At 44.6% G+C, this 24,915-nt stretch carries 20 protein-coding genes; 13 read left to right on the top strand and 7 right to left on the bottom strand.

Annotated elements, in window-relative coordinates:
- Window positions 1-245 precede the first annotated feature (245 nt).
- The gene (fusA, locus tag JKJ11_RS12075; RefSeq protein WP_252038250.1) at window positions 246-2,261 is read left to right on the top strand and encodes an elongation factor G; all 2,016 of its coding nucleotides are present in this window, start codon (window positions 246-248) and stop codon (window positions 2,259-2,261) included.
- Between the two features lie 98 nt (window positions 2,262-2,359).
- Here the strand turns inward: fusA and JKJ11_RS12070 are convergent, their stop codons facing one another.
- Window positions 2,360-2,830: a hypothetical protein gene (locus JKJ11_RS12070; RefSeq protein WP_006070010.1), complete on the bottom strand. Its 471-nt coding sequence runs from the start codon at window positions 2,828-2,830 to the stop codon at window positions 2,360-2,362.
- A gap of 180 nt (window positions 2,831-3,010) precedes the next feature.
- A complete protein-coding gene (locus tag JKJ11_RS12065; RefSeq protein ID WP_006070011.1) occupies window positions 3,011-3,634 on the bottom strand; it encodes a trimeric intracellular cation channel family protein in 624 nt (207 codons plus the stop codon).
- A gap of 194 nt (window positions 3,635-3,828) precedes the next feature.
- Between JKJ11_RS12065 and JKJ11_RS12060 the strand changes: the two genes are divergently transcribed.
- The 3 genes from JKJ11_RS12060 (at window position 3,829) to JKJ11_RS12050 (ending at window position 5,282) form a co-directional block, all read left to right on the top strand.
- Window positions 3,829-4,359 (top strand): elongation factor P hydroxylase, encoded by a 531-nt coding sequence (locus JKJ11_RS12060; RefSeq protein WP_006070012.1) that lies wholly within the window; start codon window positions 3,829-3,831, stop codon window positions 4,357-4,359.
- A 24-nt stretch (window positions 4,360-4,383) separates the two neighbouring features.
- Entirely contained in the window at window positions 4,384-4,647 is a 264-nt protein-coding gene (locus JKJ11_RS12055) for a YfcL family protein (RefSeq protein WP_006070013.1), read from the top strand.
- A gap of 113 nt (window positions 4,648-4,760) precedes the next feature.
- Window positions 4,761-5,282, top strand: a complete 522-nt coding sequence (locus tag JKJ11_RS12050; protein WP_006070014.1) for an NADPH-dependent FMN reductase — start codon at window positions 4,761-4,763, stop codon at window positions 5,280-5,282.
- Between the two features lie 50 nt (window positions 5,283-5,332).
- On the opposite strand, the gene JKJ11_RS12045 is transcribed toward JKJ11_RS12050, so the two are convergent.
- The gene (locus JKJ11_RS12045; RefSeq protein WP_252038249.1) at window positions 5,333-7,363 is read right to left on the bottom strand and encodes a TonB-dependent siderophore receptor; all 2,031 of its coding nucleotides are present in this window, start codon (window positions 7,361-7,363) and stop codon (window positions 5,333-5,335) included.
- 162 nt (window positions 7,364-7,525) lie between these two features.
- On the opposite strand from JKJ11_RS12045, the gene JKJ11_RS12040 reads away from it, so the two are divergent.
- Window positions 7,526-8,464: a helix-turn-helix domain-containing protein gene (locus JKJ11_RS12040; RefSeq protein ID WP_252038248.1), complete on the top strand. Its 939-nt coding sequence runs from the start codon at window positions 7,526-7,528 to the stop codon at window positions 8,462-8,464.
- A gap of 106 nt (window positions 8,465-8,570) precedes the next feature.
- Window positions 8,571-9,548 carry a Gfo/Idh/MocA family protein gene (locus JKJ11_RS12035; RefSeq protein WP_236111356.1) on the top strand — a complete coding sequence of 326 codons (978 nt, stop codon included), beginning with the start codon at window positions 8,571-8,573 and terminating at the stop codon, window positions 9,546-9,548.
- A gap of 46 nt (window positions 9,549-9,594) precedes the next feature.
- Here the strand turns inward: JKJ11_RS12035 and JKJ11_RS12030 are convergent, their stop codons facing one another.
- Together JKJ11_RS12030 and JKJ11_RS12025 are read right to left on the bottom strand one after the other, a co-directional pair.
- Window positions 9,595-10,821 carry an MFS transporter gene (locus JKJ11_RS12030; protein ID WP_038229425.1) on the bottom strand — a complete coding sequence of 409 codons (1,227 nt, stop codon included), beginning with the start codon at window positions 10,819-10,821 and terminating at the stop codon, window positions 9,595-9,597.
- 228 nt (window positions 10,822-11,049) lie between these two features.
- Complete coding sequence (locus JKJ11_RS12025; RefSeq protein ID WP_252038247.1) at window positions 11,050-12,666, bottom strand: long-chain-fatty-acid--CoA ligase; 1,617 nt, start codon at window positions 12,664-12,666, stop codon at window positions 11,050-11,052.
- Window positions 12,667-13,001: 335 nt separating this feature from the next.
- Between JKJ11_RS12025 and JKJ11_RS12020 the strand changes: the two genes are divergently transcribed.
- The 7 genes from JKJ11_RS12020 to JKJ11_RS11990 all read left to right on the top strand — a co-directional run bounded on the left by JKJ11_RS12020 (window position 13,002) and on the right by JKJ11_RS11990 (window position 21,236).
- Window positions 13,002-13,838 (top strand): helix-turn-helix transcriptional regulator, encoded by an 837-nt coding sequence (locus JKJ11_RS12020; protein ID WP_006070020.1) that lies wholly within the window; start codon window positions 13,002-13,004, stop codon window positions 13,836-13,838.
- A gap of 662 nt (window positions 13,839-14,500) precedes the next feature.
- The gene (locus JKJ11_RS12015) at window positions 14,501-16,132 is read left to right on the top strand and encodes an ABC transporter substrate-binding protein (RefSeq protein WP_038221884.1); all 1,632 of its coding nucleotides are present in this window, start codon (window positions 14,501-14,503) and stop codon (window positions 16,130-16,132) included.
- A gap of 98 nt (window positions 16,133-16,230) precedes the next feature.
- A complete protein-coding gene (gene oppB / locus JKJ11_RS12010; RefSeq protein WP_006070023.1) occupies window positions 16,231-17,151 on the top strand; it encodes an oligopeptide ABC transporter permease OppB in 921 nt (306 codons plus the stop codon).
- A gap of 15 nt (window positions 17,152-17,166) precedes the next feature.
- Complete coding sequence (gene oppC, locus JKJ11_RS12005) at window positions 17,167-18,069, top strand: oligopeptide ABC transporter permease OppC (protein WP_031493371.1); 903 nt, start codon at window positions 17,167-17,169, stop codon at window positions 18,067-18,069.
- A gap of 22 nt (window positions 18,070-18,091) precedes the next feature.
- Window positions 18,092-19,063 (top strand): ABC transporter ATP-binding protein, encoded by a 972-nt coding sequence (locus tag JKJ11_RS12000; RefSeq protein ID WP_252038246.1) that lies wholly within the window; start codon window positions 18,092-18,094, stop codon window positions 19,061-19,063.
- Between the two features lie 5 nt (window positions 19,064-19,068).
- Window positions 19,069-20,061: a murein tripeptide/oligopeptide ABC transporter ATP binding protein OppF gene (gene oppF / locus JKJ11_RS11995; protein WP_038221908.1), complete on the top strand. Its 993-nt coding sequence runs from the start codon at window positions 19,069-19,071 to the stop codon at window positions 20,059-20,061.
- 233 nt (window positions 20,062-20,294) lie between these two features.
- The gene (locus JKJ11_RS11990; RefSeq protein ID WP_124940085.1) at window positions 20,295-21,236 is read left to right on the top strand and encodes a glutathione S-transferase family protein; all 942 of its coding nucleotides are present in this window, start codon (window positions 20,295-20,297) and stop codon (window positions 21,234-21,236) included.
- A gap of 61 nt (window positions 21,237-21,297) precedes the next feature.
- Here JKJ11_RS11990 and pta read toward each other — a convergent pair whose 3' ends face one another.
- Window positions 21,298-23,442 (bottom strand): phosphate acetyltransferase, encoded by a 2,145-nt coding sequence (gene pta / locus JKJ11_RS11985; protein ID WP_006070028.1) that lies wholly within the window; start codon window positions 23,440-23,442, stop codon window positions 21,298-21,300.
- Between the two features lie 127 nt (window positions 23,443-23,569).
- On the bottom strand, window positions 23,570-24,766 hold the full coding sequence (locus JKJ11_RS11980; protein WP_006070029.1) for an acetate kinase: 1,197 nt from the start codon (window positions 24,764-24,766) through the stop codon (window positions 23,570-23,572).
- Between the last annotated feature and the right edge of the window lie 149 nt (window positions 24,767-24,915).

The following is a 24,915-nucleotide window of genomic DNA, read 5'->3' as shown; positions in this document are numbered from 1 at the left end:
CGCAGTAACGCTGCGAGGCTTTTTTTGTACCTCATCACGTCTTGGACAATAAATGCTCAAAATTAGTAATGATATGAAATTAGTCACAATAATTTTAGGGGTATAGGGTCACACTAGAACTTCATTGAGAAAAGGAGTGCATTTATTGGACAGAAGGATCCGAAAAATGACTTGGAAGACGAGCTGGCGGGAAACCGCCGACTCGATGCAACTGTGCTTGTTTCCAATCATTTTAGGAGTCCATTATGTCTCAACATGAAGTCAGAAATATTGCCTTTGTCGGTCAAACAGGAACCGGTAAAACCAGCCTAATTGAACGCCTGCTTTTTGAGTCCCATTCCAGCCAACATCTTGGTCATGTGGAAGATGGTGACACCATCACTGATTTTGATGACCAATCCATACACTACCAGCATAGTGTTGAAGCAACTCCCGTTACGCTCTCTTGGCAAAAACACCAAATGAATATTATCGATACTCCAGGACAAGCTGAGCTGCTTGGCCGCACTTTGAGTATCTTTCCTGCTGTTGAAACGACGGCATTGATTCTTGATGCCAGTTTACCAATTAACCAAGTGTCAGAACGCCTTTTCAAATTTGCTCAAGAGCAGAAAAAATGCCAAATGATCGTGGTGAACAAGATTGACCAACATACCGATAAATTGGTGGCACTCTTAGAAGACATTGAGCAACGTTTTGGCGCTCAATGTTTGCCAATAAACTTACCTTCCGATAAGCCCGCAGAGGTCATAGACTGTTACTTCGAACCTAATCCAGAGCAAGCGACCTTGTTTAGCGGAGTTGAAGATGCCCATGAACTGCTCATCGATCAAGTAGTGGAGGTTGATGAAGCCTTGATGGAGCTATACCTAGAACAAGGCTCAGAATTAACACCAGAACAGCTTCATGATCCATTTGAGGAAGCCTTGCGCACTGGGCATGTAATACCAGTATGTTTCGTATCGTCCGATACGGGGGCAGGTTGTGATCTTCTGCTTCGTACATTGGCAGAAATCATGCCAATGCCTGATGAAGGTAACCCGCCTTTATTAGAGAAAAATGGCAAACGAGTATCAATTGACTGCGATAAACGTGACCACACGGTCGCATATGTCTATAAAATAAATGTAGACCCATACATGGGCAAACTTGCTTATGTCCGAGTTTTCCAAGGGGAGCTCACAACAGGTAGCCAGTTATTTGTTGGAGATAGCAGCAAGGCATTCAAAGTGGGCCATTTGTATAATCTGCAAGGTAAAAAACGACAAGAAATTAGCAGTGCTAAAGCCGGCGATTTATGTGTACTTGTTAAGGTGGATGATCTGGAGTTTGATTCGGTCATTCATGACTCCCATGATGAAGATGGAGTGGCGTTCAAAACACTAAACTTCCCTGAATCCATGTATAGCTTAGCCCTGCGCCCCAAAAAACGTGGTGATGAGCAGAAGCTTTCTGATGTTTTGGCTAAGATTGCCGCAGAAGATCCGACACTGAAAATTGAGCATCGCACTCGTACCAATGAAACAGTCTTGAGTGGACAGGGTGAATTCCACCTCAAAATTGCGCTCGAAAAAATGCTTAAAGTGTTTAAGTTGGACGTTGAAACCAGTCAGCCAAGCGTTGAATATTTCGAGACCATAACTAAGCCAGCAGAAGCGCAATATCGTCACAAGAAACAAAGTGGCGGAGCTGGGCAGTTTGGAGAGGTTCAGCTAAAAGTAAAACCGCTAGCAAGAGGCGCAGGATTTAAGTTTGTCAATAAAGTGGTAGGTGGTGCCATTCCAACGGCATTAATCCCTGCTGTGGAGAAAGGCATTCAACAGGCCCTTGAAGAAGGGGCTATTTCCGGTAACCCAATTCGTGATATTGAAGTGACGGTTTTTGATGGCAAATACCATTCAGTAGATTCAAAAGAAATTGCCTTTGTTATCGCAGGTAAGAAAGCCTTTTTGCAAGCGGTTGAAGAGGCAGGTCCAATAGTACTGGAGCCGATTGTGGATTTAACACTTGAGATACCGACTGCGTCAGTAGGTGATGTATCTGGCGACTTGTCCGGTAATCGTGGGTTGATTGTTGGCAGCGAACAGGGGGCGTTTGGTAGTACGTTACTGGAAGCCAAGTCGCCAATTAACGAACTGCAAGATTACTCAAGACGCCTCAAAGCACTGACGGGTGGCGAAGGACGATTTAGTATGACGCTTAGCCACTATGAACCGGCACCGCCAACGATACAAAAGAAAGTATGTGAAGGCGCCGATTGATTCTGATATTTCCTAAACGATGAAAAAAAGCCCCGCACCTCGAATGAGGTTGCAGGGGCTTCCAACCGACGTTGTTGTTATTCTTCAAACGCTATAAGTTAGGATCTGTCACTCTCTTGTTGTGATTCTAGTTTAGTTGTAGTTTGGTCATTTTCCGAATCCGTGGCTTGTTCTTGCTGCTCCATCTCTGCGATTTGCTGCTCAAGTTCTTTAATTCGAATTTCTGCTTCAAGCTCGGCAACACGTTTTTCTGATTCGCTGCGCGTATCTTTGTCCAAGCTTTCGGCAAGGATCTCAGTACGCTCGGTTTCTCTCGCTTCTGCGGTATCTTTCATAGAGCCCGATACGCCACCGGCAACCGCACCCATAGTGCCTGCTTTTACTGCGACTTCAGGGCTACCAGTTAAAGCACCTGCTGTGACGCCAATAAGCGCACCACCAATAGCACCACGATTACGCGCTGCATTTCGATTCTCTTCCTCGCCATCCGTAGCCTTATTAGACGCGCATCCCGTTGCGAATATAGCCATAACGATCGCGAGTGCTTTTAAAGAATTAGACTTAAACATAGTTGAGTACCTATTGTGCGGCCACGAGCAAACGTTGCTGCGCAGCTAACATTTAATGTTGGTTGCTTTGGATGAGTCTTACTATAAAAGCAGAAGAGAGTAGGAGCGATAGAGCGGAGAAGATAGCTGATATTTACTTTGTAAATATCAGCTAAGAGAAAAAATGGTGTTGAATTGGGCTTAGTGGACGGCTTCTTCACTATCAAGGTGGAAAGAAGGCAAACGCCATTTAAACCGAACCGCTGCCATGCGCAGGGTATAACCGATCACTAAGGTAACTATCGTTGTGGTCAAAGTGCTCACACCGTATTCCAGAAGAACAAGGTACAAACAAGCAGCGATGACGGAGATCGACGCGTAAAGCTCTTGGTGTAGCACCAGAGGTGTCTGACGACAAATCAAGTCACGCAACAAGCCACCAAAAACGCCGGTTACTAATCCGGAAACAATACAGATAAACGGGTGTAATCCCATGCCAAGCCCGACGTTAGTGCCAATGATGGTGAAGACAACAAGACCGAGTGCATCTAAACGAATGAACACCCCTTTGAACTTGATGATCCATTTGGCAAGCCCAGTAGTGAGAACACCTGCCACACAAGTGATAGCGAGAAATTCAGGATGTTTTACCCAACCCAGAGGGTAATGGCCAAGCAGAATATCGCGAACGGTACCACCGCCAATAGCGGTAGCACTCGCTACTAACATAACTCCAAACCAGTCCATATTGCGACGGCCAGCGCTCAGTGCGCCAGTCATTGCTTCGGCGGTAATCCCAATAATATATAAGACACTTAGCAACATGACACGATACTCGAAAATAAAAGATGCGCTAGTGTAGTGGCATAAAGGCGTTGTGACGAATGAAATATTATATAAAGGAAACGTTTTTCTGATTAATAAAACTAATGATACGACTTGTTCCCTCACCTCAAGACTTTACCTCTAGCAAAATTCCATAGACAATACGCCCCAATTGTTTTCGCTTAACTGTCACTATGCAGCATCAGTATCAAGATTTAATTACTATTTTTAACCAAACTTTCTATCAGGAATACAACACTAAGCTAGAGCTTGGTGGAGATGAGCCTATCTATTTACCTGCCGACGAAACAACGGAATATCATCGTATTGTCTTTGCACGAGGTTTTTACGCTTCAGGCTTACATGAGATTGCACACTGGTGTGTGGCGGGACCTGAAAGAAGATTATTGGAAGATTTTGGCTACTGGTATCATCCAGATGGGCGTACTCAGGAAGTGCAGAGTGAATTTGAGAAAGTAGAAATTCGCCCTCAAGCTTATGAATGGATTTTATCCGTCAGTGCAGGGTTCCCGTTTACCGTAAGTTGTGACAATCTAAGCGGCGACTTTGAGCCAGATAGAGTGGCGTTTATGAGTAAAGTCCATGACGAAGTAATGGCAATACTTTCCGAAGGTATTCCTAAGCGGGTATTGGCACTTTCTCAAGCACTAAGACAGTTTTATCAAACCCCTGAACTTAGCCGTGACCAATTTGCGGTTCGTTAGAGTAAACTAGGAAAAACCTAAACTATGATCATCGAATATGAAGAAAAACTTCTAGAGACCATTGATTCTCGCATCCAAGACGCATCCGAAGATGAGTTGTTTGCCGGTGGGTATCTTCGCGGCCACATTTCGTTGTCAGCGGCTTCTTGTGAGGAAGAAGGGGTAGTGGATTTGGCTGAGTTCAAAACTCGTATTCAGGCTAGTATTGATGAAGCGAAATCTGAATTGTCTCCAGCCGATAGAATCATAGTGAACGATCTTTGGACCGAACTACAAGCCGCGATCTAATCTTGTTCGAAAAAATCGATTGATTTGATTGGTTTTACTCGCTTGTTGAAAACGATGGATAGGTTAACCTTTAAACAACTTCTTAAAACGTTGTCACTAATAAGGAACTTGTCATGAAAGTAATCGCATTCGGAGCCAGCACGAGTAGCACTTCTATCAACAAAGCATTAGCTACTTATGCTGCAAATCTGATCGAAGGCGCGGACGTTGAAGTACTCGATCTTACCCAGTTTGATGTGCCAATGTTTAGCGAAGATAAAGAGAAAGAAATTGGCCAAGCCGAAGGGGCAAAGGCATTCTTAGCGGCTATTCATCAAGCCGATGCTTTGGTGGTGTCTTTTGCTGAACATAACGGCCATCATCCAGCGGCTTATAAAAACCTGTTTGACTGGGCAACGCGCATTGAACGCGAAGTGTTTAAAGGCATTCCGGCGGTTTATTTGGCTACCTCACCTGGTCCAGGCGGAGCAAGTAACGTTCTTGCGGCTGCGGTTAACTCTGCACCTTATTTTGGCGGCAATGTTAAAGCTACAGTCTCAGTGCCAAGTTTCTACGACAACTTTGACTTGGAAGCGGGAAGTCTGCGCAATGCAGAACTTGCTGAGCAAATTCAAATTGCTGTTAAACAGTTATAAGTAAAGGCGCCAATTGGCGCCTTTTCTCTATCAGATCGTCTTATATTGATTTAAAACTCGTATGCTGCTGAGATTTTAATGTTACGTCCAGGCTCATAGTCGTCCAACGTAAATCCTCTTGCAGTTCCAGAGCGTGAAGCATGAGAGACGTACTGCTCATTAAAGATGTTATCAATACCAAAGGTTACCGAAAGCTCAGGCGTTTGGTTAGGAACCCATTGTGCGTAGAAATTGTGAACATTGTAACCTTGCTTGATAGGCGCTCCATCCTGAACGTTCGTTTCATCAAGTACCACTATGGATGTCCATCCAATTAGCGTATCAACGGCAAAAATATCATATTCCAAGGTTACGGCAATACTATCCCCAATGTCCGCACTGCGTCCTGCAGCGTTGACTACGGGTCCACCGTTGGTCAAATCTTTGTTGTCCGACTTGGAGTATGATGCTTTCGAGCGGAATGCTTGATAGCTGTATGTACCGCTTAGCTCAAAGCCACGGTATTGGGCGTCGCCTTTGTTGTAAATGTTGTAAACATATGGGCGACCACTACCTTCTGCGACGATATAGTCATCTATACGAGTATTAAATAGAGTTAAGTTACCGCCAATAAAGTGTTCCGAGATATGTCGATTGAACTTGAGTCCACCTTGAGCGTTGTAACCTGTTTCTGGTTTGATATCGTCGGACAAATAAGCCACATCCTGATATCGAATAAAGGTTTCTAATAGTTCTGGTCCTTTAAAGAGTGTTCGCCCACTGGCAAATAATGTCCATCCATCAACAAACTCCCAATCTGCTGCCAAAGCCCATGTGAAGTCAGAAAATGTCTTGTCGCTGGTTGTGGCTTCACGTTTATAGTTGTCGTAACGACCTCCAAGCGTTACTGCAAACCTATCTGTAGCATAAAACTTGTCTTCGATGAATGCAGCGCTGGAAATAGCGCTTTCATCCATAAATTCGACCCCACCGTAGGCACTTTTTGACTGTTTGTCGACATAATCGACACCGTAAGTGAGTGAGTTGTCGAAGCCAAAGACAGGCAGTTGAGATTGCACTTTAGCGTTGAAGCCCTGATTACGGTTTTCAGCGCTATTGTTGGAATGTCGGTTGCCCGGCCAGCGCCCACTGATGGCGCTCTCATCGCGCTCTATCTTGGTTTTACTGTAAAACGCATTTACCCGACCTATATGTTTCTCTTTGTTGAGTTCGTAATTAAGCGTAATGGTATTGCGGTCATAAGTTGTCGGAATGAGATCGTCCTGAGTGAGCCCTATATTGGCGTTTCCACCCATATCAGGGCGAGGGTTGTAATCACCTTTGTCACGATAGTAGTCATAAGCCAGTTCAAAGCGGTGTTCGTGAGTGGGTTCAAATCCTAGTTTACCCAGAATGTTATAAACATCACCTTCGGAGCCATAAGTTTGATTACCATCACCATCTTTAAAATTACCACGGCTTACACCGTGGCCGTATACCATATAATCAACTTTCTCTGACATCAGTCCATAAAGAGTTAGCGAGCCTTGCTTACTGTTGTTGTCAGCATAGCCACCAAACACACGGGCGCCAAACTGATCAGAACCTCGAAGCAAATCCCGTGCATCTTTCGTTTCAAAATAAACCGCGCCACCAATGCCACTTTGAGTAACAGAGTTATTGCCAACTTGAATGTCTACTTGTTTGATGATGTCAGGGTTGAGTGTCAAGTTACCGATGTGATGGAACATATTCGCGTGCTGCGAAGCGCCATCTAAACGAATATCTAAATCAGTTTCACCAAATCCGCGAATATTAATCCGCTGGTTTACCGAGTGCGTACCGCCAACATCGACACCGGGTATATCTCGTAATAAGTCGGACATATGATCGGCTTGGCGTAGTGACATATCTTCAGCAAACACTGACTCCGAGCTACTGGAGACTTTTGCTCCCCAGACCACAACGGTTTCTTCAAGTGGGGTACTTTCGTTATTGATAGCGGTATCCGCTAAAGATTGGGCACTTACTAAAGCAAGAGCCACCGCTAAGCTGGTTTTAGATAAGTCGTGATAGGGCTTTGAGGGTAGACAAACATTCATAAAATTAACCAATGATGTAAATGATAATAGTTTGCATTTATGATAAGTTTGTAATTTGGTCGTGAATAGCAAAAACAATTATGAGAAATCGTCCAACAGTTATGAGTTTTATAAAGAGGAATGGCAGTGGAATTGGCCAATAGTGTTTTTAAGAAAGTGGTAATGACAAAAAGAGTCGCTGACAACGACCTTGAGGCGATTGTTAGTGAGACACCTTCCCGACGTTCGCAATTGGCTAGAGGGGTGTTTATCTCACACCCTTCTACTATTGAGGAAGGGTATGTTCTTCACGGAGGTATCAGTGAAGAATTAATGAATACCAAAGTAGTTTCTGTCGCCACGCCAGCTCTCATCGTAACTGTGCTACTCGAGGGGAGGCTCAGCTTTGGGTACGATGACCTCTGTTTTGATTTATCGGGAACGAATCAATCGCAAGCGATAGCGGTTAATCTGACGAAGCCAGCAAGTTTTCGAAGAGATATCATCAAGCAATCGACATTAAAGAAAATTAACATCTTGTTTTCTCACCAGTGGTTGCAATCTAGGCTGGGGAGCGGGTCTTGTACACTGAATCAATTTCTCAATACTCATAAGGCACATATCGACGTTCATTATTCTGAAGAATTGGATCGGATAGTTCGTAGTCTTATTGAACCAATACAAAACAGCAACTTTAATGACACGATCTCAAGAGATATTGCAACATTGCAGTTGGTTAAAATCGTCACGGATGAAATTGAGCAGCGTTTACCAATCTCTAACTTGTCACAACAGAAACGGCCAGGCAGTGTGGCGCAGTTGATTAAACACATTGAGTACAATTTAGATCAGGATCTAGGTTTGGAAGAACTCGCTCGCTCGATGGCAATGAGTGTTTCTAAGTTACAAAGAAAATTCAAGAATCAGATTGGCATGACGGTCATAAGCTATGTGAGAGCGCGCAAATTGGAGCGCGCTAAGCAGTCTATTGAACAGGGAGGACTATCCATATCCGAAGCTGCATACGAAGCGGGCTATCATCATCCTTCTAATTTTACCTTAGCGTTTCGCAAGCACTTTGGGCAGTGCCCGTCCAAACTGATAGTGGAAGAGGTCGAATAAGGTGAAGCGACGAATCGTGATGTTCTATCAATATTGACGATTTCATTTGATGTTTATCAAGCTGAAGGAGTACCCTAGCAGCAAACTAAAATCATAAGGATGTATCATGATTAAGCTTGCGATAGTAGGAACCAATTGGATTAGTGAGAAGTTTGCTCAGGCGGCACTAGAAAGTGAAAAATTCATCGTGCGTGGCGTTTATTCTAGAGCGTTAGAAACAGCAAAGCGTTTTGGTGAGCCTCTTGGAGCGACGTTGTTTTTTGATAGTTTAGATGAGCTTGGATTATCGACAGACATTGATGCAGTTTATATTGCTTCTCCTAACAGTCTGCACTGCCAACAAGCGATTCAACTTATGCGCGCGGGCAAACACGTGATTTGTGAAAAGCCGTTAGCTTCGAATATTAAAGAAGTTGAGCAGATGTTTGAGGTTGCCAAAGAGAATGGCGTTGTTCTAATGGAAGCCTTCAAAACGGCGTACTTACCTAACTTTATTGAGTTAAAAAAAGCCACGAAGGAATTAGGCCGCCTACATAAGGTTCATTTGACCTATTGCCAATATTCCTCACGTTACCAAAGATACCTTGACGGCGAAAATCCAAATACGTTCAATCCTGAGTTTTCTAACGGCTCTATTATGGATATTGGTTTTTATTCCGTTGCGGCAGCGGTTGAGTTGTTTGGCGCCCCAAACAAGATTCAAGCGTCTGGGCATTTACTGGAGTCGGGCGTTGATGCGCATGGCAGTGTATTGCTAAGTTATTCGGACTTTGATGTGACGCTGGAGCATTCAAAGGTGAGTAACAGTTACGCGGCGAGCGAGATTCAAGGTGAAGAAGCGAGCTTACTACTCACTCACTTTTCTGAGTGTCTAGGCTTTGAAAAGCGAGAAAGAAGCGGTGAAATCACCAGCGTGTCGCTTCCACAAGTAGAGAACAGCATGATGTATGAAGCTGAGGCGTTTGCTTCTATGATCACTGCGCAAGAAATGGATCCGCATGCGGTGCAGCGTTCATTGGATATTTCGAGAATAATTACCGAAGTACGATTGCAGACCGGTGTGGTGTTCCCGGCTGATAAATAATCGATAGAAAAAGCAAAGGAGCCGATAAGATATCGGCTCCTTTGCTTTATGCTTTCTGATGACTTGAATCAGTTGACGTCGCTAAAGAGCGTTCTATGAGTTTGGATTTTCCAAGGCCAATGAACACCATCACGGTGGCAAAGACAATGCAGATAGCACCGACACCGACTTGTCCTTGAAAGTCACCAGTTGCCGTAGCTGACTGGGCGACAATTGGCCCAAGTGCAAGACCTACTGTACCAATCTCTGGCCCGTAGGAACTGAAATACCCTGACTTATCGGTGGTGGCTAATGCGGTGTAGTAACGTGCGTACATCATGTTCCATAGCATGATATAAAATGCTGAAAAACCGAGGAAAGAGGTGGTGTCATTGGTGCTAGCCATACCAAAGCAGACTGCGGCATTGATGATACTTAGCGAGACAATTATCGTGGTATGACTGTACTTTTTATCCACTACAGCCGTCAAAATACCACCAACAACTGCCATTACTGAACCAACCGCTAACACCAAACCAACATCTTCAGTGGAAGCTTGCATATCATCGCCAATAATTTCGATGTACGGGTAGATAATTCCTAGACTCAAACTGTACACAAGAAACGCGCCGCCGACCCATATCATCGGGACGACAAATGTTTTCTTATCCACCTTGCTCTGACTACCCTCTGATATCTCAAGATCTTTGTCGAGACGGCCATTATCTGGGTAGAACCAAAATGCCACTAGACAAAGAGCGGATGCGAACATGAAGAATTGATATAGCGCATTCAAACCATAGGTAGCCATTAACTCTGGAATGAGGATAAACCACGTGATCAGCCATACATTCAGAGCTGCAATCATATAGCCAAAATTCCGACCAGGGTGACGAGTCACACTCATTCCGACAAGACCTAGTGAGTAACCAATACCCTGACCACTACCTGCAATGAGGCGACTTAAGATAAAACTGTCAAAATCTTGTGCCGTCATACTTAAATAGTTGCCCACAATCAACGCAAGTGCAGCAAGGTATCCAATATAGCGCCAATTAGTACGACGAATGAGTAGCAACGAAAAGAGAAGTGATGAAAGGGCGGTGGCTAATAATTCGTACATGGCAATACTTTCGATTTGTGCGTCATTTAATGACATCACTTCGGCCGCACCACCTAGCATAAAAGGTAGAAAGTTAAAGGCATTTGGGGCGAACATTACCAGCATCATGGCTGCAATGATCAGGGCTTTGGAGTCGATAGTCCTAGCGGGGCTCACAAAGTGTTTTAACATAGTTATCTCCTATCCATCCTAGATTAGGGTTGTTAATGATATGTTAATCATGAGTGCTATTGATGAATTACAGTAGTACCCTTATGGGTTACAAAAATGTTGCAATTGTACTTGTTGTGTAAACTGTTACTGCCTTCAATATCTGTTTATCGAACACATATTGAAGGCGGGAAGATTTAGAGGGGAGCGATATCTATTGGCGTGTTATCGTTTAACTCAAAGTGACGATCAACCGAGAACATAATCTTTAAAGTGATCTCGCAGATCTTTTTTACTGAGTTTGCCAGTGGCGGTGTGAGGAAGTTCGTTAATAAACTCAACGGCGTCGGGGATACAGAACTTCGCAACTTTACCATCGAAGTGAGCCAAGAGCTCTGATTCCGTCACAGTCACATCATGAGTGACTGCAATAAGCAGCGGGCGTTCACCCCACTTGTTGTGCGAAACACCGATCACTGCAGCTTCCTTGATATCAGGGTGCCCTACGGCGATATTCTCCAGTTCAATTGAGCTAATCCACTCGCCTCCTGACTTAATAACATCTTTTGAACGATCGGTGATTTGTATGTAACCATCAGGATCAATGCTGGCTACGTCTCCGGTATCAAAGTAGCCGTTGCTATCAACACTTTCTCCTTGCTTGTAATACCCTGATGCAATCCACGGGCCTCGTACTTTGACCGAACCAAATTGGTGACCATCCCACGGCACCTGATTGCCTTGCCAATCTTCTATTCGCATATCTACGCCAAACACAATGCGACCTTGTTTAAGCTGGTACCCCATCTTTTGTTCATCAGCAAGTGAACGTAGCTTTGGCTTGAGTTTATTGAAGGTACCAAGGGGGCTCATTTCGGTCATACCCCAAGCATGGTGCATCGAGACATTAAATAATTCATCGAACTCCCTTATTAATACTTCAGGACAAGCAGAGCCACCGACGACGATTCGCTTGAGACTTGGTACTTGAAGCTCTGATTGTTTTAAATGCTCCAACAACATCAGCCACACAACAGGCACACCCGCTGTCATGGTCACGCCTTCATTGTTGATAAGCTCAGTCAATGTAGCTCCATCTGCCATTTTGGGGCCGGGCATCACGAGTTTAGTCCCAGTCATCGGGGCACTGTACGCCAGACCCCATCCGTTAACATGAAACATAGGTACGATAGGCATTACGCACTCATCGATGGAAAGCCCAAACGCATCAGGTAGAGCACTGCCTAATGAGTGAAGGACTGTCGACCGGTGTGAGTAAAGCACGCCTTTGGGATGGCCTGTTGTCCCCGAGGTATAGCATAAAGAACTGGCGTCATCTTCTTCTAGCTCGGGCCAAGTAAATACAGTGCTTCGGTCTGCGATAAAACTTTCGTAGTCCAATAGGTTTTCGATTTGAGATTCAGGTAAGTGAGCGTGATCCGTTAGTGCGATGAAGTGGTTAACGGTAGAGAGTTTGCTTTGCAGTTTTTCAATAAGAGGTGTGAAGATGGGGTCAAAGAACACTATGGTGTCTTCTGCATGATTGATGATGTACTCAATTTGTTGTTCAAAGAGTCTAGGATTGACGGTGTGTAATACTCCCCCAGAACAAGAGATGGCGTAGTACAACTCAAGATGTCGGTAGTCATTCCATGCAAGCGTAGCGACGCGCTGACCTTTTTTTAATCCCAGTGATTTGAGTGCATTCGCCAATTGTCGAGTTCGTGAAAAGGCGTCCGACAAGGTATAGCGGTGCCTAGGGTTGTCGTAGGTCACCGAGACTATCTCGGTATCGCCATTGACGCGGTCGGCGTGACGCATGATTTCAGTGATGGTGAGAGGGACGTTCATCATCTGTCCTTTCATTATGCAACTCCATTTGTGTTGATGAAATGTAAACAGTATGTGATCGCTTTCCTTTTGGGTATGTACCCTGATGGGGTTACGTGTTCGAAGTGACTTAAGGGGTTTACGTTCTCACTAGGTTCAATCTGTGATGGTCTTCATCAAAACGCAGGTATTTTACTTTTTATCATCAAGAATATTTGCCATCGTGTACTAAATAATGCCCAAAAATAGTCGCAAGTTTGACAAATCGAATAGGTCATTGGGTCATCGTTTGAGATGTTGAATTGGTGGATTTGAGCTCGTGCCCCTGACGTGGTATTTCATCAGGGAGCGATACGTGATAAGGAGTGTCTATGTCAGTTATTATGGACGGGTGGATGGAGTTTAGCCATCGCTATCCTCCTCTTATTGAAGCAATCGGTGAGCAGAGCTTTTTGGAAAAACTGTCTCAGCTCATCACCAACATTGTTGACTATGAAAGTCTAGTGGTTATGGGCTTTAGCGAAGATAAAGCTCCAGTGGTCATCTATAACGATACCAACTTCTTTGCCGAACAGAGCAGAGATAAAGAATTTATGGGGGCGTTAGTTTTGGATCCGTTTTACCAACTGATCCGCAGAGGCGTGAGAGAGGGGGTGTATAAACTGGATGAAATCGCCCCAGATGAGTTTTATAGCAGTGATTATTACCATCAGATATACAAGAAGACTGGCTTACAGCAAGAAATAGGCTTGATTGTTACTTGTACCGAAGGGTTCACTTTGGTGCTTTCTGCTGGGCTGAGAAATAAACAGAGTGTTGATTGTGATGAGAAGCGACGTCTGAATTTGTACTTTGACATGCTTAAATCAGCCATTCGCAAACATTTTGAGTTGGGTAGTCCAGAAGAGAGAACGATTGGGCATCAGCTCAATGACATTTTTAGTAATTTTGGGAAAGACTTCTTAAGTGAAAGGGAATGCCAAGTGACGCAACTGGTTCTGCAAGGCTATTCGACCAAAGCGATTGCTCCATTGTTAGAAGTCAGCACCGAAACCGTCAAAGTGTATCGAAAGCGGATTCATAACAAACTAAAGATATCTTCCCAATCTGAGTTGTTTTCTCTTTTTCTTGAGGCGGCATCAACGGTTCCCGCTGATAGTAATATCGATCCATTGACGGTCTATTTCGGAGGCAAACATGTCCATTGATGATGAGAGTAATGTCACCTCATTGGGGAATTCAATTTCTACCGAAAGCGCGGAACAATGATGATGTTGGAACAGGCAAGCAGCAATCAAGCAGTAGCAATCAAGTTTGCTAGTGACACATCTCCTTATCTGAACTCACGCTTGAGCCGCGTGAAAACATCAGTTTCCCCGACCTCCTGGTAGTCAGAGGTCGGGTCTTTTTGTGATCTCTATCCTAGGGTTTCTGTACGTCATTCACTTGTATGTGATTATGTTCACATTTAGGTTTTTTTTGACATTTGATAATTCTACAGCAAGGGTAGAATGAAAACGAATTGTTAAACTTGATGCTAGATGGTTGGCATAATGTGCTGAATAATCGTTAATAAATAGAACTATCAATATTAATTTCTAGCTATATTTCTCTGAGCAGAGAGAAGTTGTCAATTTACCTTCACATTGCAGTATATTCATCTGATTTTTACCTGTTGTAGGAGAATTATGCCATTTTTGCTACAAAAATATGGCAAATTAGTTCGAAGGTTGGTAATGTGAACCGCAATCTTTGTATGGATTTAGAATTAAATGCTCAAAAAGTGAGCTAAATAAATCTAAAATGCTGTCCGTTCTAGCAATCTTACGAAGAAGTCATGGATGCAAAATTAAAACTTGGAGTTAAATGCATGTATAAGAATAAAATCACGCAAGCCCTTCTTCTAGGTGCTGGCATGGCAGTGGCTGCCACTTCTTTTTCTACTCTTGCCGCAGATGTACCAGCGGGCACTAAACTAGCAGAGAAACAAGAGCTTGTTCGTGGTAACGGTACCGAGGTAGCAACACTCGATCCACACAAATCTCAAGGTGTTCCAGAGTCACACGTAATTCGTGACCTTCTTGAAGGCCTAGTGAACCAAGATGCAAATGGTAAGACTATCCCAGGTGTTGCCGAAACTTGGGAAACGGCAGACAACCAAACTTTCACTTTCCACCTACGCAAAGACGCAAAATGGTCTAACGGCGATCCTGTAACGGCAAACGACTTCGTATACAGCTTCCAACGCGCAGTTGATCCAGCAACAGCATCTCCATACGCTTGGTACATGGAATACACCAAGATGGCAAACGCTAAAGACATCGTTGCTGGCAAGAAAGACAAGAGCGAGCTAGGTGTTAAAGCAGTAGATGACTACACGCTAGAAGTGACGCTAGATACAGCAGTACCTTACTTCGTAATGATGATGGGTCACACAACGGTTAAGCCAGTTCACCAAGCGACGGTAGAAAAATTCGGTGACCAGTGGACTAAGCCAGAGAACTTCGTTGGTAACGGTGCGTTTGTTCCTAACAAATGGGTAGTTAACGAGCGTCTAGAGCTTGTACGTAACGACAACTACTGGGATAACGACCATACTGTTCTTAATAAAGTAACGTTCTTGCCTATCGAGAACCAAGTTGCTGAAATGAACCGTTTCCTTTCTGGCGAACTAGATTTCACATACGAAGTACCTAACGAGCACTTCCGTCGTCTACAAAAAGAGTACCCACAAGATGTAAACATCAAGGGTAACCTATGTACTTACTACTATCAGTTCAATGCACAAAAAGCACCGTTTAACGACGTTCGCGTACGTAAAGCAATGTCTTATGCAATGGACCGAGATATCGTTACTAAAGCTATCCTTGGCCAAGGTCAAAAACCAGCTTATTTCCTAACGCCAGAGATCACTGCAGGCTTCGACCCTGTAACTCCTGAGTATGGTCAGCTTTCTCAGAAAGAGCGTATCGCTGAAGCGAAGCGTCTTCTTGAAGAAGCAGGTTACACGAAGAGCAACCCTCTAGAGTTCAACCTACTTTACAACACATCTGAAAACCACAAGAAGATTGCTGTTGCAATCGCCTCTATGTGGAAGAAGGAGCTAGGCATCAACGCGAAGCTTGAAAACCAAGAGTGGAAGTCTTACCTGGACAGTAAAGACACAGGTAACTTTGACGTTGCACGTGCTGGTTGGTGTGGTGACTACAACGAAGCGTCTTCATTCCTAACACTAATGGTTAGTCAAAACACAACGGCGGGTCAGCACTATAAGAGTGCAGAATACGATAAGATCATCGATAAAGCCCTACACTCTACTTCTGAAGAAGAGCGTACTCAGCTATACATCGATGCAGAGAAATTGCTAGCGAAAGATATGCCAATTGCTCCTATCTATCAGTATGTTACAACACGTCTAGTATCACCTCAGCTTGGTGGTTACCCAGAAGGTAACGCTGAAGATAAGATCTACTCAAAAGATCTATACATCAAAGCAAAATAATCCCCTATAAAAAATATAACTAACTAAGACCTGTGTGTGCGTAAGCACACGCAGTGTCTATTTTATTTTAAATTGTCACAGACTGGATGGATGAGTTTATGATTAAATTCATACTTAAACGGATATTTGAAGCGATACCAACACTGTTGGTATTAATTACTGTCTCCTTTTTCCTGATGCGATTCGCACCAGGTAACCCTTTTTCAAGTGAGCGCCCACTTCCACCGGAAGTTATGGCTAACATTGAAGCAAAATATGGCCTTGATAAGCCAGTATTCGAACAGTACACCACGTACTTGACCAACATCTTACAAGGTGATTTTGGTCCATCTTTTAAATATCAAGATTACACCGTAAACGAGCTTATTTCGGTTGCTTTACCTGTATCGGCCAAAGTAGGTCTGATTGCCTTCATCTTTACCGTTATCATGGGGGTAACCGTAGGGACTATTGCTGCTTTACGGCAAAACACTTGGCTCGATTACACGATTATGTCTACGGCCATGCTTGGGGTCGTTATGCCTTCTTTCGTATTGGCACCAGCATTGATTTATCTGTTCTCACTGCATTGGAATCTTTTCCCTGCTGGTGGCTGGCATGATGGTGGCTTTCAATACATCGTGTTACCCGTGATCGCCATGTCACTGCTTTATGTTGCAACGTTTGCACGTATTACTCGTGGCAGCATGATTGAGACATTGAACAGTAACTTTATCCGCACAGCTCGCGCAAAAGGCTTGAGCTATCGTTATATCGTTCTTAAGCACGCTCTTAAGCCTGCACTGTTGCCAGTAGTATCGTACATGGGCCCCGCGTTCGTAGGTATTATTACCGGTTCGGTAGTAGTAGAGACTATTTTCGGATTACCTGGTATCGGTAAGCTGTTTGTAAACGCAGCCTTTAACCGAGACTATTCGTTAGTAATGGGTGTCACCATCTTAATTGGTTTCCTATTCATTCTATTTAACGCCATCGTAGATATCTTGCTTGCGATGATCGACCCGAAAATTCGTTACTAAGGGAGTGTGGTAATGATGCTAACGAAAAAAGAAAACTTGGAAGCGGTAGAGAAGTTTTCCGAGAATTTAGAAATTGAAGGTCGTAGCTTGTGGCAAGACGCGCGTATCCGTTTTATGCGTAACAAAGCTGCGATGGTGAGTTTATTTATTCTAACCCTGATGACATTAGCAGTGATTTTCCTGCCAATGTTTGCTCAATACGCGTTTGATGATACGGATTGGTATGCCATGCATGCTGCACCAAGTGCTGAGCACTGGTTTGGTACTGATAGTCTTGGACGTGACCTTTATGTGCGTACATTAATGGGTGGCCGTATCTCTCTAATGGTAGGGGTTCTAGGTGCATTTGTTGCGGTACTGATTGGTACACTTTACGGTGCAACATCAGGCTTTATTGGTGGTCGTGTTGACCGCGTTATGATGCGTGTACTTGAGATTTTGTACGCTGTACCGTTTATGTTCTTGGTTATCGTTCTAGTAACATTCTTCGGTCGTAACATTGTGCTTATCTTTGTGGCTATCGGTGCGATTGCATGGCTGGACATGGCGCGTATTGTACGTGGTCAAACTCTTAGCTTACGCAGCAAAGAGTTTATCGAAGCGGCACACGTTTCGGGCGTGAGTAATTGGAAAATTATCACACGTCACATTGTCCCTAACGTACTTGGTATCGTAGCGGTGTATTCAACACTACTTATCCCAAGTATGATTTTGACAGAATCTTTCCTTTCATTCCTTGGCCTTGGCGTACAGGAGCCGATGACCAGTTGGGGCGCATTGCTTCAAGAGGGTTCTCAAACAATGGAAGTGGCTATTTGGCAGTTAGTTTTCCCTGCTATTTTCATGGTCGTAACCTTGTTCTGCTTTAACTATGTTGGCGATGGTCTTCGTGACGCGCTGGATCCAAAAGACAGATAAGAACTAGAAGAAAGGATTGAATATGAGCTTATTAGATGTCAAAGACCTGCGTGTTGAGTTCACCACGCAGGACGGTATTGTTACCGCTGTAAACGACTTGAATTTCTCCCTCAACCAAGGCGAAACGCTGGGTATTGTAGGTGAGTCCGGTTCAGGTAAATCGCAAACTGTATTCGCTATCATGGGCTTGTTAGCGAAAAACGGTATCATTTCGGGTAGTGCACAATTTGAAGGGCGTGAAATCCTCAACTTGCCAGAAAAAGAACTGAACAAAGTTCGCGCTGAGCAAATTGCGATGATTTTCCAGGACCCAATGACGTCGCTTAACCCATACATGAAAGTTAGCGACCAATTGATGGAAGTACTTATGCTGCACAAAGGCATGGGTAAAGCGGAAGCGTTCGAAGAGTCTGTTCGTATGCTTGAAGCGGTAAAAATTCCTGAAGCGCGTAAGCGTATTACTATGTATCCACACGAATTCTCAGGCGGTATGCGTCAGCGTGTGATGATCGCAATGGCACTATTGTGTCGTCCAAAACTGCTGATTGCTGATGAACCGACAACGGCATTGGATGTAACAGTTCAGGCTCAGATCATGGACCTTCTGAACGAGCTTAAATCGGAGTTCAACACAGCCATTATCATGATTACGCATGACTTGGGTGTTGTTGCAGGTTCATGTGACAAAGTACTAGTTATGTACGCAGGTCGTACGATGGAGTACGGCTCGGTAGATGAAATCTTCTATAACCCTAGCCACCCTTATGCGGAAGGTCTGTTAAAGGCAATCCCTCGTCTGGACACGGAAGGGGAGATCCTACCAACGATTCCAGGTAATCCACCAAACTTATTACGTTTGCCACCGGGCTGTCCTTACCAAGAGCGCTGCCACCGTGCAACTCCACAGTGTAGCGTGTCTGCGCCAACACTAGAGAACTTTGGACAAGGTCGTCAACGTGCGTGTTTTTCTGATTGGGAGGCTTGGGCAAAATGAATGCAATGACAAACAACAAATCACTATTACTTGATGTAAAAGAGCTAAAAGTACACTTCAGCATTGCATCGAAATCAGCTTGGCCTTGGTCAAAGCCGGCTCAGCTTAAAGCCGTAGATGGTGTAAATGTTCGTTTATACGAAGGTGAAACACTGGGTGTAGTAGGTGAGTCAGGTTGTGGTAAGTCTACGTTTGCACGCGCTATTATCGGTCTTGTAGAAGCGACAGATGGTGAAGTGATGTGGCTTGGTCAAGATTTGACTAAGATGCAAGCGGTTCAGCGTCGTGACACTCGCAAAGAAATCCAAATGATTTTCCAAGATCCTTTGGCATCACTTAACCCTCGTATGACGGTGGGTGACATCATTGCTGAGCCATTAGAGACCTTCTATCCAGAACTATCGAAGCAGGAAGTGAAAGATCGCGTCAAAGAAATGATGGCGAAAGTAGGTCTGCTACCAAACGTGATTAACCGTTATCCTCATGAGTTCTCTGGTGGTCAGTGTCAGCGTATCGGTATTGCGCGTGCACTTATCTTACGCCCTAAGATGATTATTTGTGATGAGCCTGTATCGGCATTGGATGTATCTATCCAAGCGCAGGTGGTTAACCTACTGAAAGAGCTACAAAAAGAACTGGGTTTGAGCCTAGTGTTTATTGCGCATGACCTGTCAGTCGTGAAGCACATTTCTGATCGTGTATTGGTAATGTATCTCGGCAATGCTGTTGAGCTAGGTGAGGCAGAAGCACTATTTGCCAATCCGTCGCATCCTTACACTAAAGCGCTAATGTCAGCGGTTCCGATTCCAGATCCTAAAATTGAACGTACTAAAACCATTCAGATGTTGGAAGGGGATCTGCCATCTCCGATCAGTCCTCCATCAGGTTGTGTGTTTAGAACGCGCTGCCCACAAGCAACGGAGCAGTGTGCGCAACAGAAACCAACAATTCAGGGAACGGACGTACACGCAGTGTCGTGCCTAAACGTCAGTGTTTAGGGAATCCCACTAACCAGCAAGGAATGGCTCTAGTTGTTTGTGTGTGAATAATTAGAGCCGCTATTTTCAGCCTGTGACGGGCCTAAGCGCGGCAACTTTTTTGGTCGCGCTTTTTTTGTTCTCACCAAAAGATCATTCAAGTTATTCGAACGACTTCTTTCAAACCATCCCCTCAAGTTCTTCATGCTCGCTTCATATAATGTCATCACTAAATGAAGAGAAGGAATGAAAGCATGGGGAAATTGGTTGAAGGTGTTTGGCATGATGTATGGTATGACACTAAAACGTCTGGCGGTAAGTTTGTGCGTGAAGATGCTGGCTTTCGTCATTGGATAGACAATAGCCCACAAGCAGAATTCCAACCTGAATCTGGTCGCTATCATTTATACGTATCGCTAGCTTGTCCTTGGGCTCATAGAACACTGATCTTTCGCACTCTTAAAGGCTTGGAAGCGCATATTGATGTTACTGTCGTGTGTCCTGATATGCTTTCAGAAGGGTGGTCTTTTGGGCTTCCCGAGCCACTATTTGGATTCACCAAACTTCACCAAATTTATACACAAGCTAAACCGGACTATACCGGTCGAGTTACTGTACCTGTTTTGTGGGATAAAAAGACCAACACTATTGTGAGTAATGAGTCATCGGAAATCATCCGAATGTTCAACTCGGAGTTCAACCATCTGACAGGTAATAGTGACGATTTTTATCCGGAGAAATTGCAGTCCGCGATTGACGAGTGGAATGAGTTTATCTACCCAAACATTAACAATGGGGTATACCGTTGCGGTTTTGCAACTACTCAGGAGGCGTATGAAGAAGCTTACAATAGCTTGTTCGATGCTTTGGATAAGGTAGAAGCGCAGTTGGCGACCCATCGATACTTAACGGGTGACCAGATAACGGAAGCTGATTGGCGATTGTTTACCACATTAGTGCGTTTCGATGCGGTGTATGTGGGGCACTTTAAGTGCAATAAAAAACGTATCGCTGATTACGAAAATATCCAAGGTTTCCTCAAAGAGCTATACCAAGTTAAAGGTGTTAAAGAGACCACGGATCTCTACCATATTAAACGCCACTACTACTTCAGTCATACGGGTATCAATCCAACTCAAATTGTTCCTGCTGGCCCTGATTTGGACTTGGATTCGCCTCATGGAAGAGAGCGTTAAACTGCATACAATAAAAAAGCCTCCGATGACGGAGGCTTTATTCATTCAGTTAAAGGGCAAATTACTTTTGCTCTTGACCTGACTGAATCGCAGTTAGTGCTACTGTGTACACGATATCGTCTACTAGTGCGCCACGAGAAAGGTCGTTAACTGGCTTGCGCATACCTTGCAGCATTGGACCGATAGAAACTAGGTCTGCTGAACGCTGTACCGCTTTGTATGTTGTGTTACCAGTGTTCAGATCTGGGAATACAAATACAGTCGCTTTACCTGCAACCGGAGAGTTAGGTGCTTTAGAAGCCGCTACGTTCTCCATGATCGCTGCATCGTACTGTAGAGGACCGTCGATGATAAGATCAGGACGTTTCTCTTTTGCTAGTTTGGTTGCTTCACGTACTTTATCTACATCAGCACCTTTACCAGACTCACCAGTAGAGTATGAGATCATTGCAACGCGTGGGTCGATACCGAATGCTGCAGCAGAGTCTGCAGATTGGATAGCGATTTCCGCAAGTTGCTCAGCTGTTGGGTCAGGGTTGATTGCACAGTCACCGTATACCAATACTTGATCAGGCAGAAGCATGAAGAAGATTGACGATACGATAGATGTACCCGGAGCTGTTTTGATGATTTGGAACGGAGGAACGATAGTATTTGCTGTTGTGTGAACAGCACCAGATACTAGACCGTCTACTTCGTTTGCTTCAAGCATCATTGTGCCAAGGTAAACAGAGTCTTGTAGCTTCTCACGAGCCACAACTTCAGTCATACCTTTCGCGCCACGCAGCTCTACTAGACGAGCAACGTAGTTTTCACGTACCGCATCAGAATCGATGATAGTAACACCAGCACCTAGCTCAACACCTTGTTGTGCAGCTACGCGTTTGATTTCGTCAGGGTTACCAAGAAGCACACATTCCGCGATGCCACGCTCAGCACAGATAGCCGCAGCTTTAACTGTACGAGGCTCATCACCTTCAGGAAGAACGATACGTTTGCCAGCTTTACGAGCAAGTTCTGTTAACTGGTAACGGAATGCTGGTGGGCTTAGCTTACGAGTACCGATAGTACCTTCAAGTAAAGAGTCAATCCATGGACCGTCGATGTGACCAGCAACGTGCTCGTTAACGAACTCGATACGCTCTTTATCGTCTGCAGGTACTTCTAGGCTAAAGCTCTGTAGGTTCAGAGACGTTTGCCATGTGTTACCTTGAGCCTTAAAGATTGGCAGGCCAGTGTCTAGTGCTGGCTTGATTAGGTCAGCAATTTCAACAGGAACATCGTAGCCACCTGTTAATAGGATAGCGCCGATTTCTACACCGTTCATTGCAGCAAGTGCCGCAGCGACGATAACGTCTGGACGGTCTGCTGAAGTAACAAGTAGAGAACCTGGTTTGAAGTGCTCGATCATGTTCGGTAGAGAACGTGCACAGAACGTGATGCTCTTAATACGACGCTTCTCGATATCGCCCGCGTTAATTACTTCGGCATTTAGGTGCTGAGCCATGTCGATTGCACGCGTTGCAATTAAATCGATCTTCCAAGGCACGCAGCCAAGAACGCGGATTGGGCTAGTGTTGAAGATTTGCATTACTTCAAGGTTAGCTTGCTGCGCGGTGTCTGCGTCATCAAAGATTTCAGAAAGATCTGGACGAGTACGGCCTGCTTCATCAACAGGAGCGTTTAGCTTGTTGATGATAACGCCAGAGATGTTCTTGTTTTTAGTACCACCGTAGTTAGTACATGCAACTTCGATACGCTCTTTAAGCTGACTTGGGTTGTCAGTACCTGGCGTTGCTACGAATACGATCTCTGCACCAAGTGTTTTTGCGATTTCTGCGTTAACTGCGTTCGCAAATGGGTGTTTACGAGTCGGTACTAGACCTTCGATAAGCGTTACTTCAGCGTCTTTGCTTACTTGATTGTAACGTTCAACAATTGTCTCAAGTAGTACATCAACTTTTTCGCTACCGTATAGGTTCTCAACGTCAGACATTGGAAGTGGTTGGCCCACTTTCATATCGCTGCTGTTACCAACGATAGTTGAAGTTAAGTCTGGTTGATCGCCACCGTGGCGAGGCTGAGCGATAGGCTTGTAGAACGCAACGTTCACACCTTTGCGCTCCATAGCACGCAATACACCCATGCTAACACTGGTAAGACCTACGCCAGCGCTAGTTGGTACAAGCATAATAGTACGGGACATTCTTTGAGTACCTCAAACTATATGTAGGGAAGAAACTCAGCGTGGTGAACGTCCTTTTAGGAGAAAAACAGACGGTCGGCTGAGCCCAATAAGAAAACTGGCTAACCTAAGTTAGCCAGTTTGAAAATTAAAGACCCGCTAGACGCGCAGTGTCTTCAGCAATTACTAGCTCTTCGTTAGTAGAGATAACCATTGCAGGGATACGGCTGCTTGCAGCAGTGATAGTGCCTTCGCCGCCGAAACGAGCTTTAAGGTTAGCTTCACCGTCAACTTCGATGCCGAATACGCCTAGACGGTTTAGAACCATCTCACGGATTGGTGCAGAGTTTTCACCGATACCACCAGTGAACACGATAGCGTCTAGACGACCGTCAAGAGATGCAGTGTAACCCGCTACGTATTTCGCTAGACGGTGGCAGAACACGTCCATTGCACGAGTTGCTTCTTCTTTCTCACCGTAGTTGTCTTCAACGAAACGGCAGTCAGAAGTCACTTCAGTTAGACCTAGAAGGCCAGACTCTTTAGTTAGCATGTTGTTGATTTGCTCAACAGAGTAACCTAGTGCGTCGTGTAGGTGGAAGATGATCGCTGGATCGATATCACCACAACGAGTACCCATTACTAGACCTTCAAGAGGAGTTAGACCCATTGAAGTATCTACAGATTCGCCGTTCTTGATAGCGCAAACAGAAGCACCGTTGCCTAGGTGGCAGTTGATGATGTTCAGTTCGTTAGCTGGCTTACCAAGTAGTTCAGCTGCTTCACGTGCGATGAATAGGTGAGACGTACCGTGCATGCCGTAGCGACGGATGCCGTGCTCTTTGTACAGGTTGTACGGTAGAGCGTATAGGTAAGACTCTTGAGGCATAGTTTGGTGGAACGCAGTGTCAAATACTGCTACGTTCTTAAGCTCTGGGAAGTTGTGCTTCGCCGCTTCGATACCGATGATGTGAGCTGGGTTGTGAAGAGGTGCAAATGTTGCAGAGTCTTCGATACCTTTAAGTACATCGTCTGTAATTAGCGCAGAAGATGTGAATTGCTCACCACCGTGAACGATACGGTGACCGATAGCGCCTAGGTTAGCTTTTAGCTCAGGTTTAGAAGCAAGGATAGTTTCTACCATGAATGCTAACGCTTCTTCGTGAGCAGCGCCGTCGCCTAGTTGAGCTTCGTGTTTACCATCAAGTTTCCACTTGATACGAGCTTCTGGAAGGTGTAGACATTCAGCAAGGCCTGTTAGGTGCTCATCACCGTTTTCTGCATCAACGATGGCGAACTTAAGAGAAGAACTACCGCAGTTTAAAACTAAAACCAGCTTAGACATTAGAGGTTACCTGTATTTTATTGATCATGGATCATTGGGGTATAAAACGTATCTCAAGGCTGAGAAGGTACAAAAGATTTACCATTCAGTCTTGGTCAAAAATTCATCAATTGCCGTATAATAATATGCGATTTCTTCATTAAAATCAC

It is taken from the genome of Vibrio sp. SCSIO 43133 (assembly GCF_023716845.1).
In the GTDB taxonomy this organism is placed as follows: Bacteria; Pseudomonadota; Gammaproteobacteria; order Enterobacterales; family Vibrionaceae; genus Vibrio; species Vibrio mediterranei.
This window is presented reverse-complemented; position numbering and strand designations above follow the sequence as displayed.

Coding starts and splice junctions, on each gene's coding strand:
- fusA (WP_252038250.1), top strand. CDS start 246: ATGTCTCAACATGAAGTCAGAAATATTGCCTTTGTCGGTCAAACAGGA.
- JKJ11_RS12070 (WP_006070010.1), bottom strand. CDS start 2,830: ATGTTTAAGTCTAATTCTTTAAAAGCACTCGCGATCGTTATGGCTATA.
- JKJ11_RS12065 (WP_006070011.1), bottom strand. CDS start 3,634: ATGTTGCTAAGTGTCTTATATATTATTGGGATTACCGCCGAAGCAATG.
- JKJ11_RS12060 (WP_006070012.1), top strand. CDS start 3,829: ATGCAGCATCAGTATCAAGATTTAATTACTATTTTTAACCAAACTTTC.
- JKJ11_RS12055 (WP_006070013.1), top strand. CDS start 4,384: ATGATCATCGAATATGAAGAAAAACTTCTAGAGACCATTGATTCTCGC.
- JKJ11_RS12050 (WP_006070014.1), top strand. CDS start 4,761: ATGAAAGTAATCGCATTCGGAGCCAGCACGAGTAGCACTTCTATCAAC.
- JKJ11_RS12045 (WP_252038249.1), bottom strand. CDS start 7,363: ATGAATGTTTGTCTACCCTCAAAGCCCTATCACGACTTATCTAAAACC.
- JKJ11_RS12040 (WP_252038248.1), top strand. CDS start 7,526: ATGACAAAAAGAGTCGCTGACAACGACCTTGAGGCGATTGTTAGTGAG.
- JKJ11_RS12035 (WP_236111356.1), top strand. CDS start 8,571: ATGATTAAGCTTGCGATAGTAGGAACCAATTGGATTAGTGAGAAGTTT.
- JKJ11_RS12030 (WP_038229425.1), bottom strand. CDS start 10,821: ATGTTAAAACACTTTGTGAGCCCCGCTAGGACTATCGACTCCAAAGCC.
- JKJ11_RS12025 (WP_252038247.1), bottom strand. CDS start 12,666: ATGAAAGGACAGATGATGAACGTCCCTCTCACCATCACTGAAATCATG.
- JKJ11_RS12020 (WP_006070020.1), top strand. CDS start 13,002: ATGTCAGTTATTATGGACGGGTGGATGGAGTTTAGCCATCGCTATCCT.
- JKJ11_RS12015 (WP_038221884.1), top strand. CDS start 14,501: ATGTATAAGAATAAAATCACGCAAGCCCTTCTTCTAGGTGCTGGCATG.
- oppB (WP_006070023.1), top strand. CDS start 16,231: ATGATTAAATTCATACTTAAACGGATATTTGAAGCGATACCAACACTG.
- oppC (WP_031493371.1), top strand. CDS start 17,167: ATGCTAACGAAAAAAGAAAACTTGGAAGCGGTAGAGAAGTTTTCCGAG.
- JKJ11_RS12000 (WP_252038246.1), top strand. CDS start 18,092: ATGAGCTTATTAGATGTCAAAGACCTGCGTGTTGAGTTCACCACGCAG.
- oppF (WP_038221908.1), top strand. CDS start 19,069: ATGACAAACAACAAATCACTATTACTTGATGTAAAAGAGCTAAAAGTA.
- JKJ11_RS11990 (WP_124940085.1), top strand. CDS start 20,295: ATGGGGAAATTGGTTGAAGGTGTTTGGCATGATGTATGGTATGACACT.
- pta (WP_006070028.1), bottom strand. CDS start 23,442: ATGTCCCGTACTATTATGCTTGTACCAACTAGCGCTGGCGTAGGTCTT.
- JKJ11_RS11980 (WP_006070029.1), bottom strand. CDS start 24,766: ATGTCTAAGCTGGTTTTAGTTTTAAACTGCGGTAGTTCTTCTCTTAAG.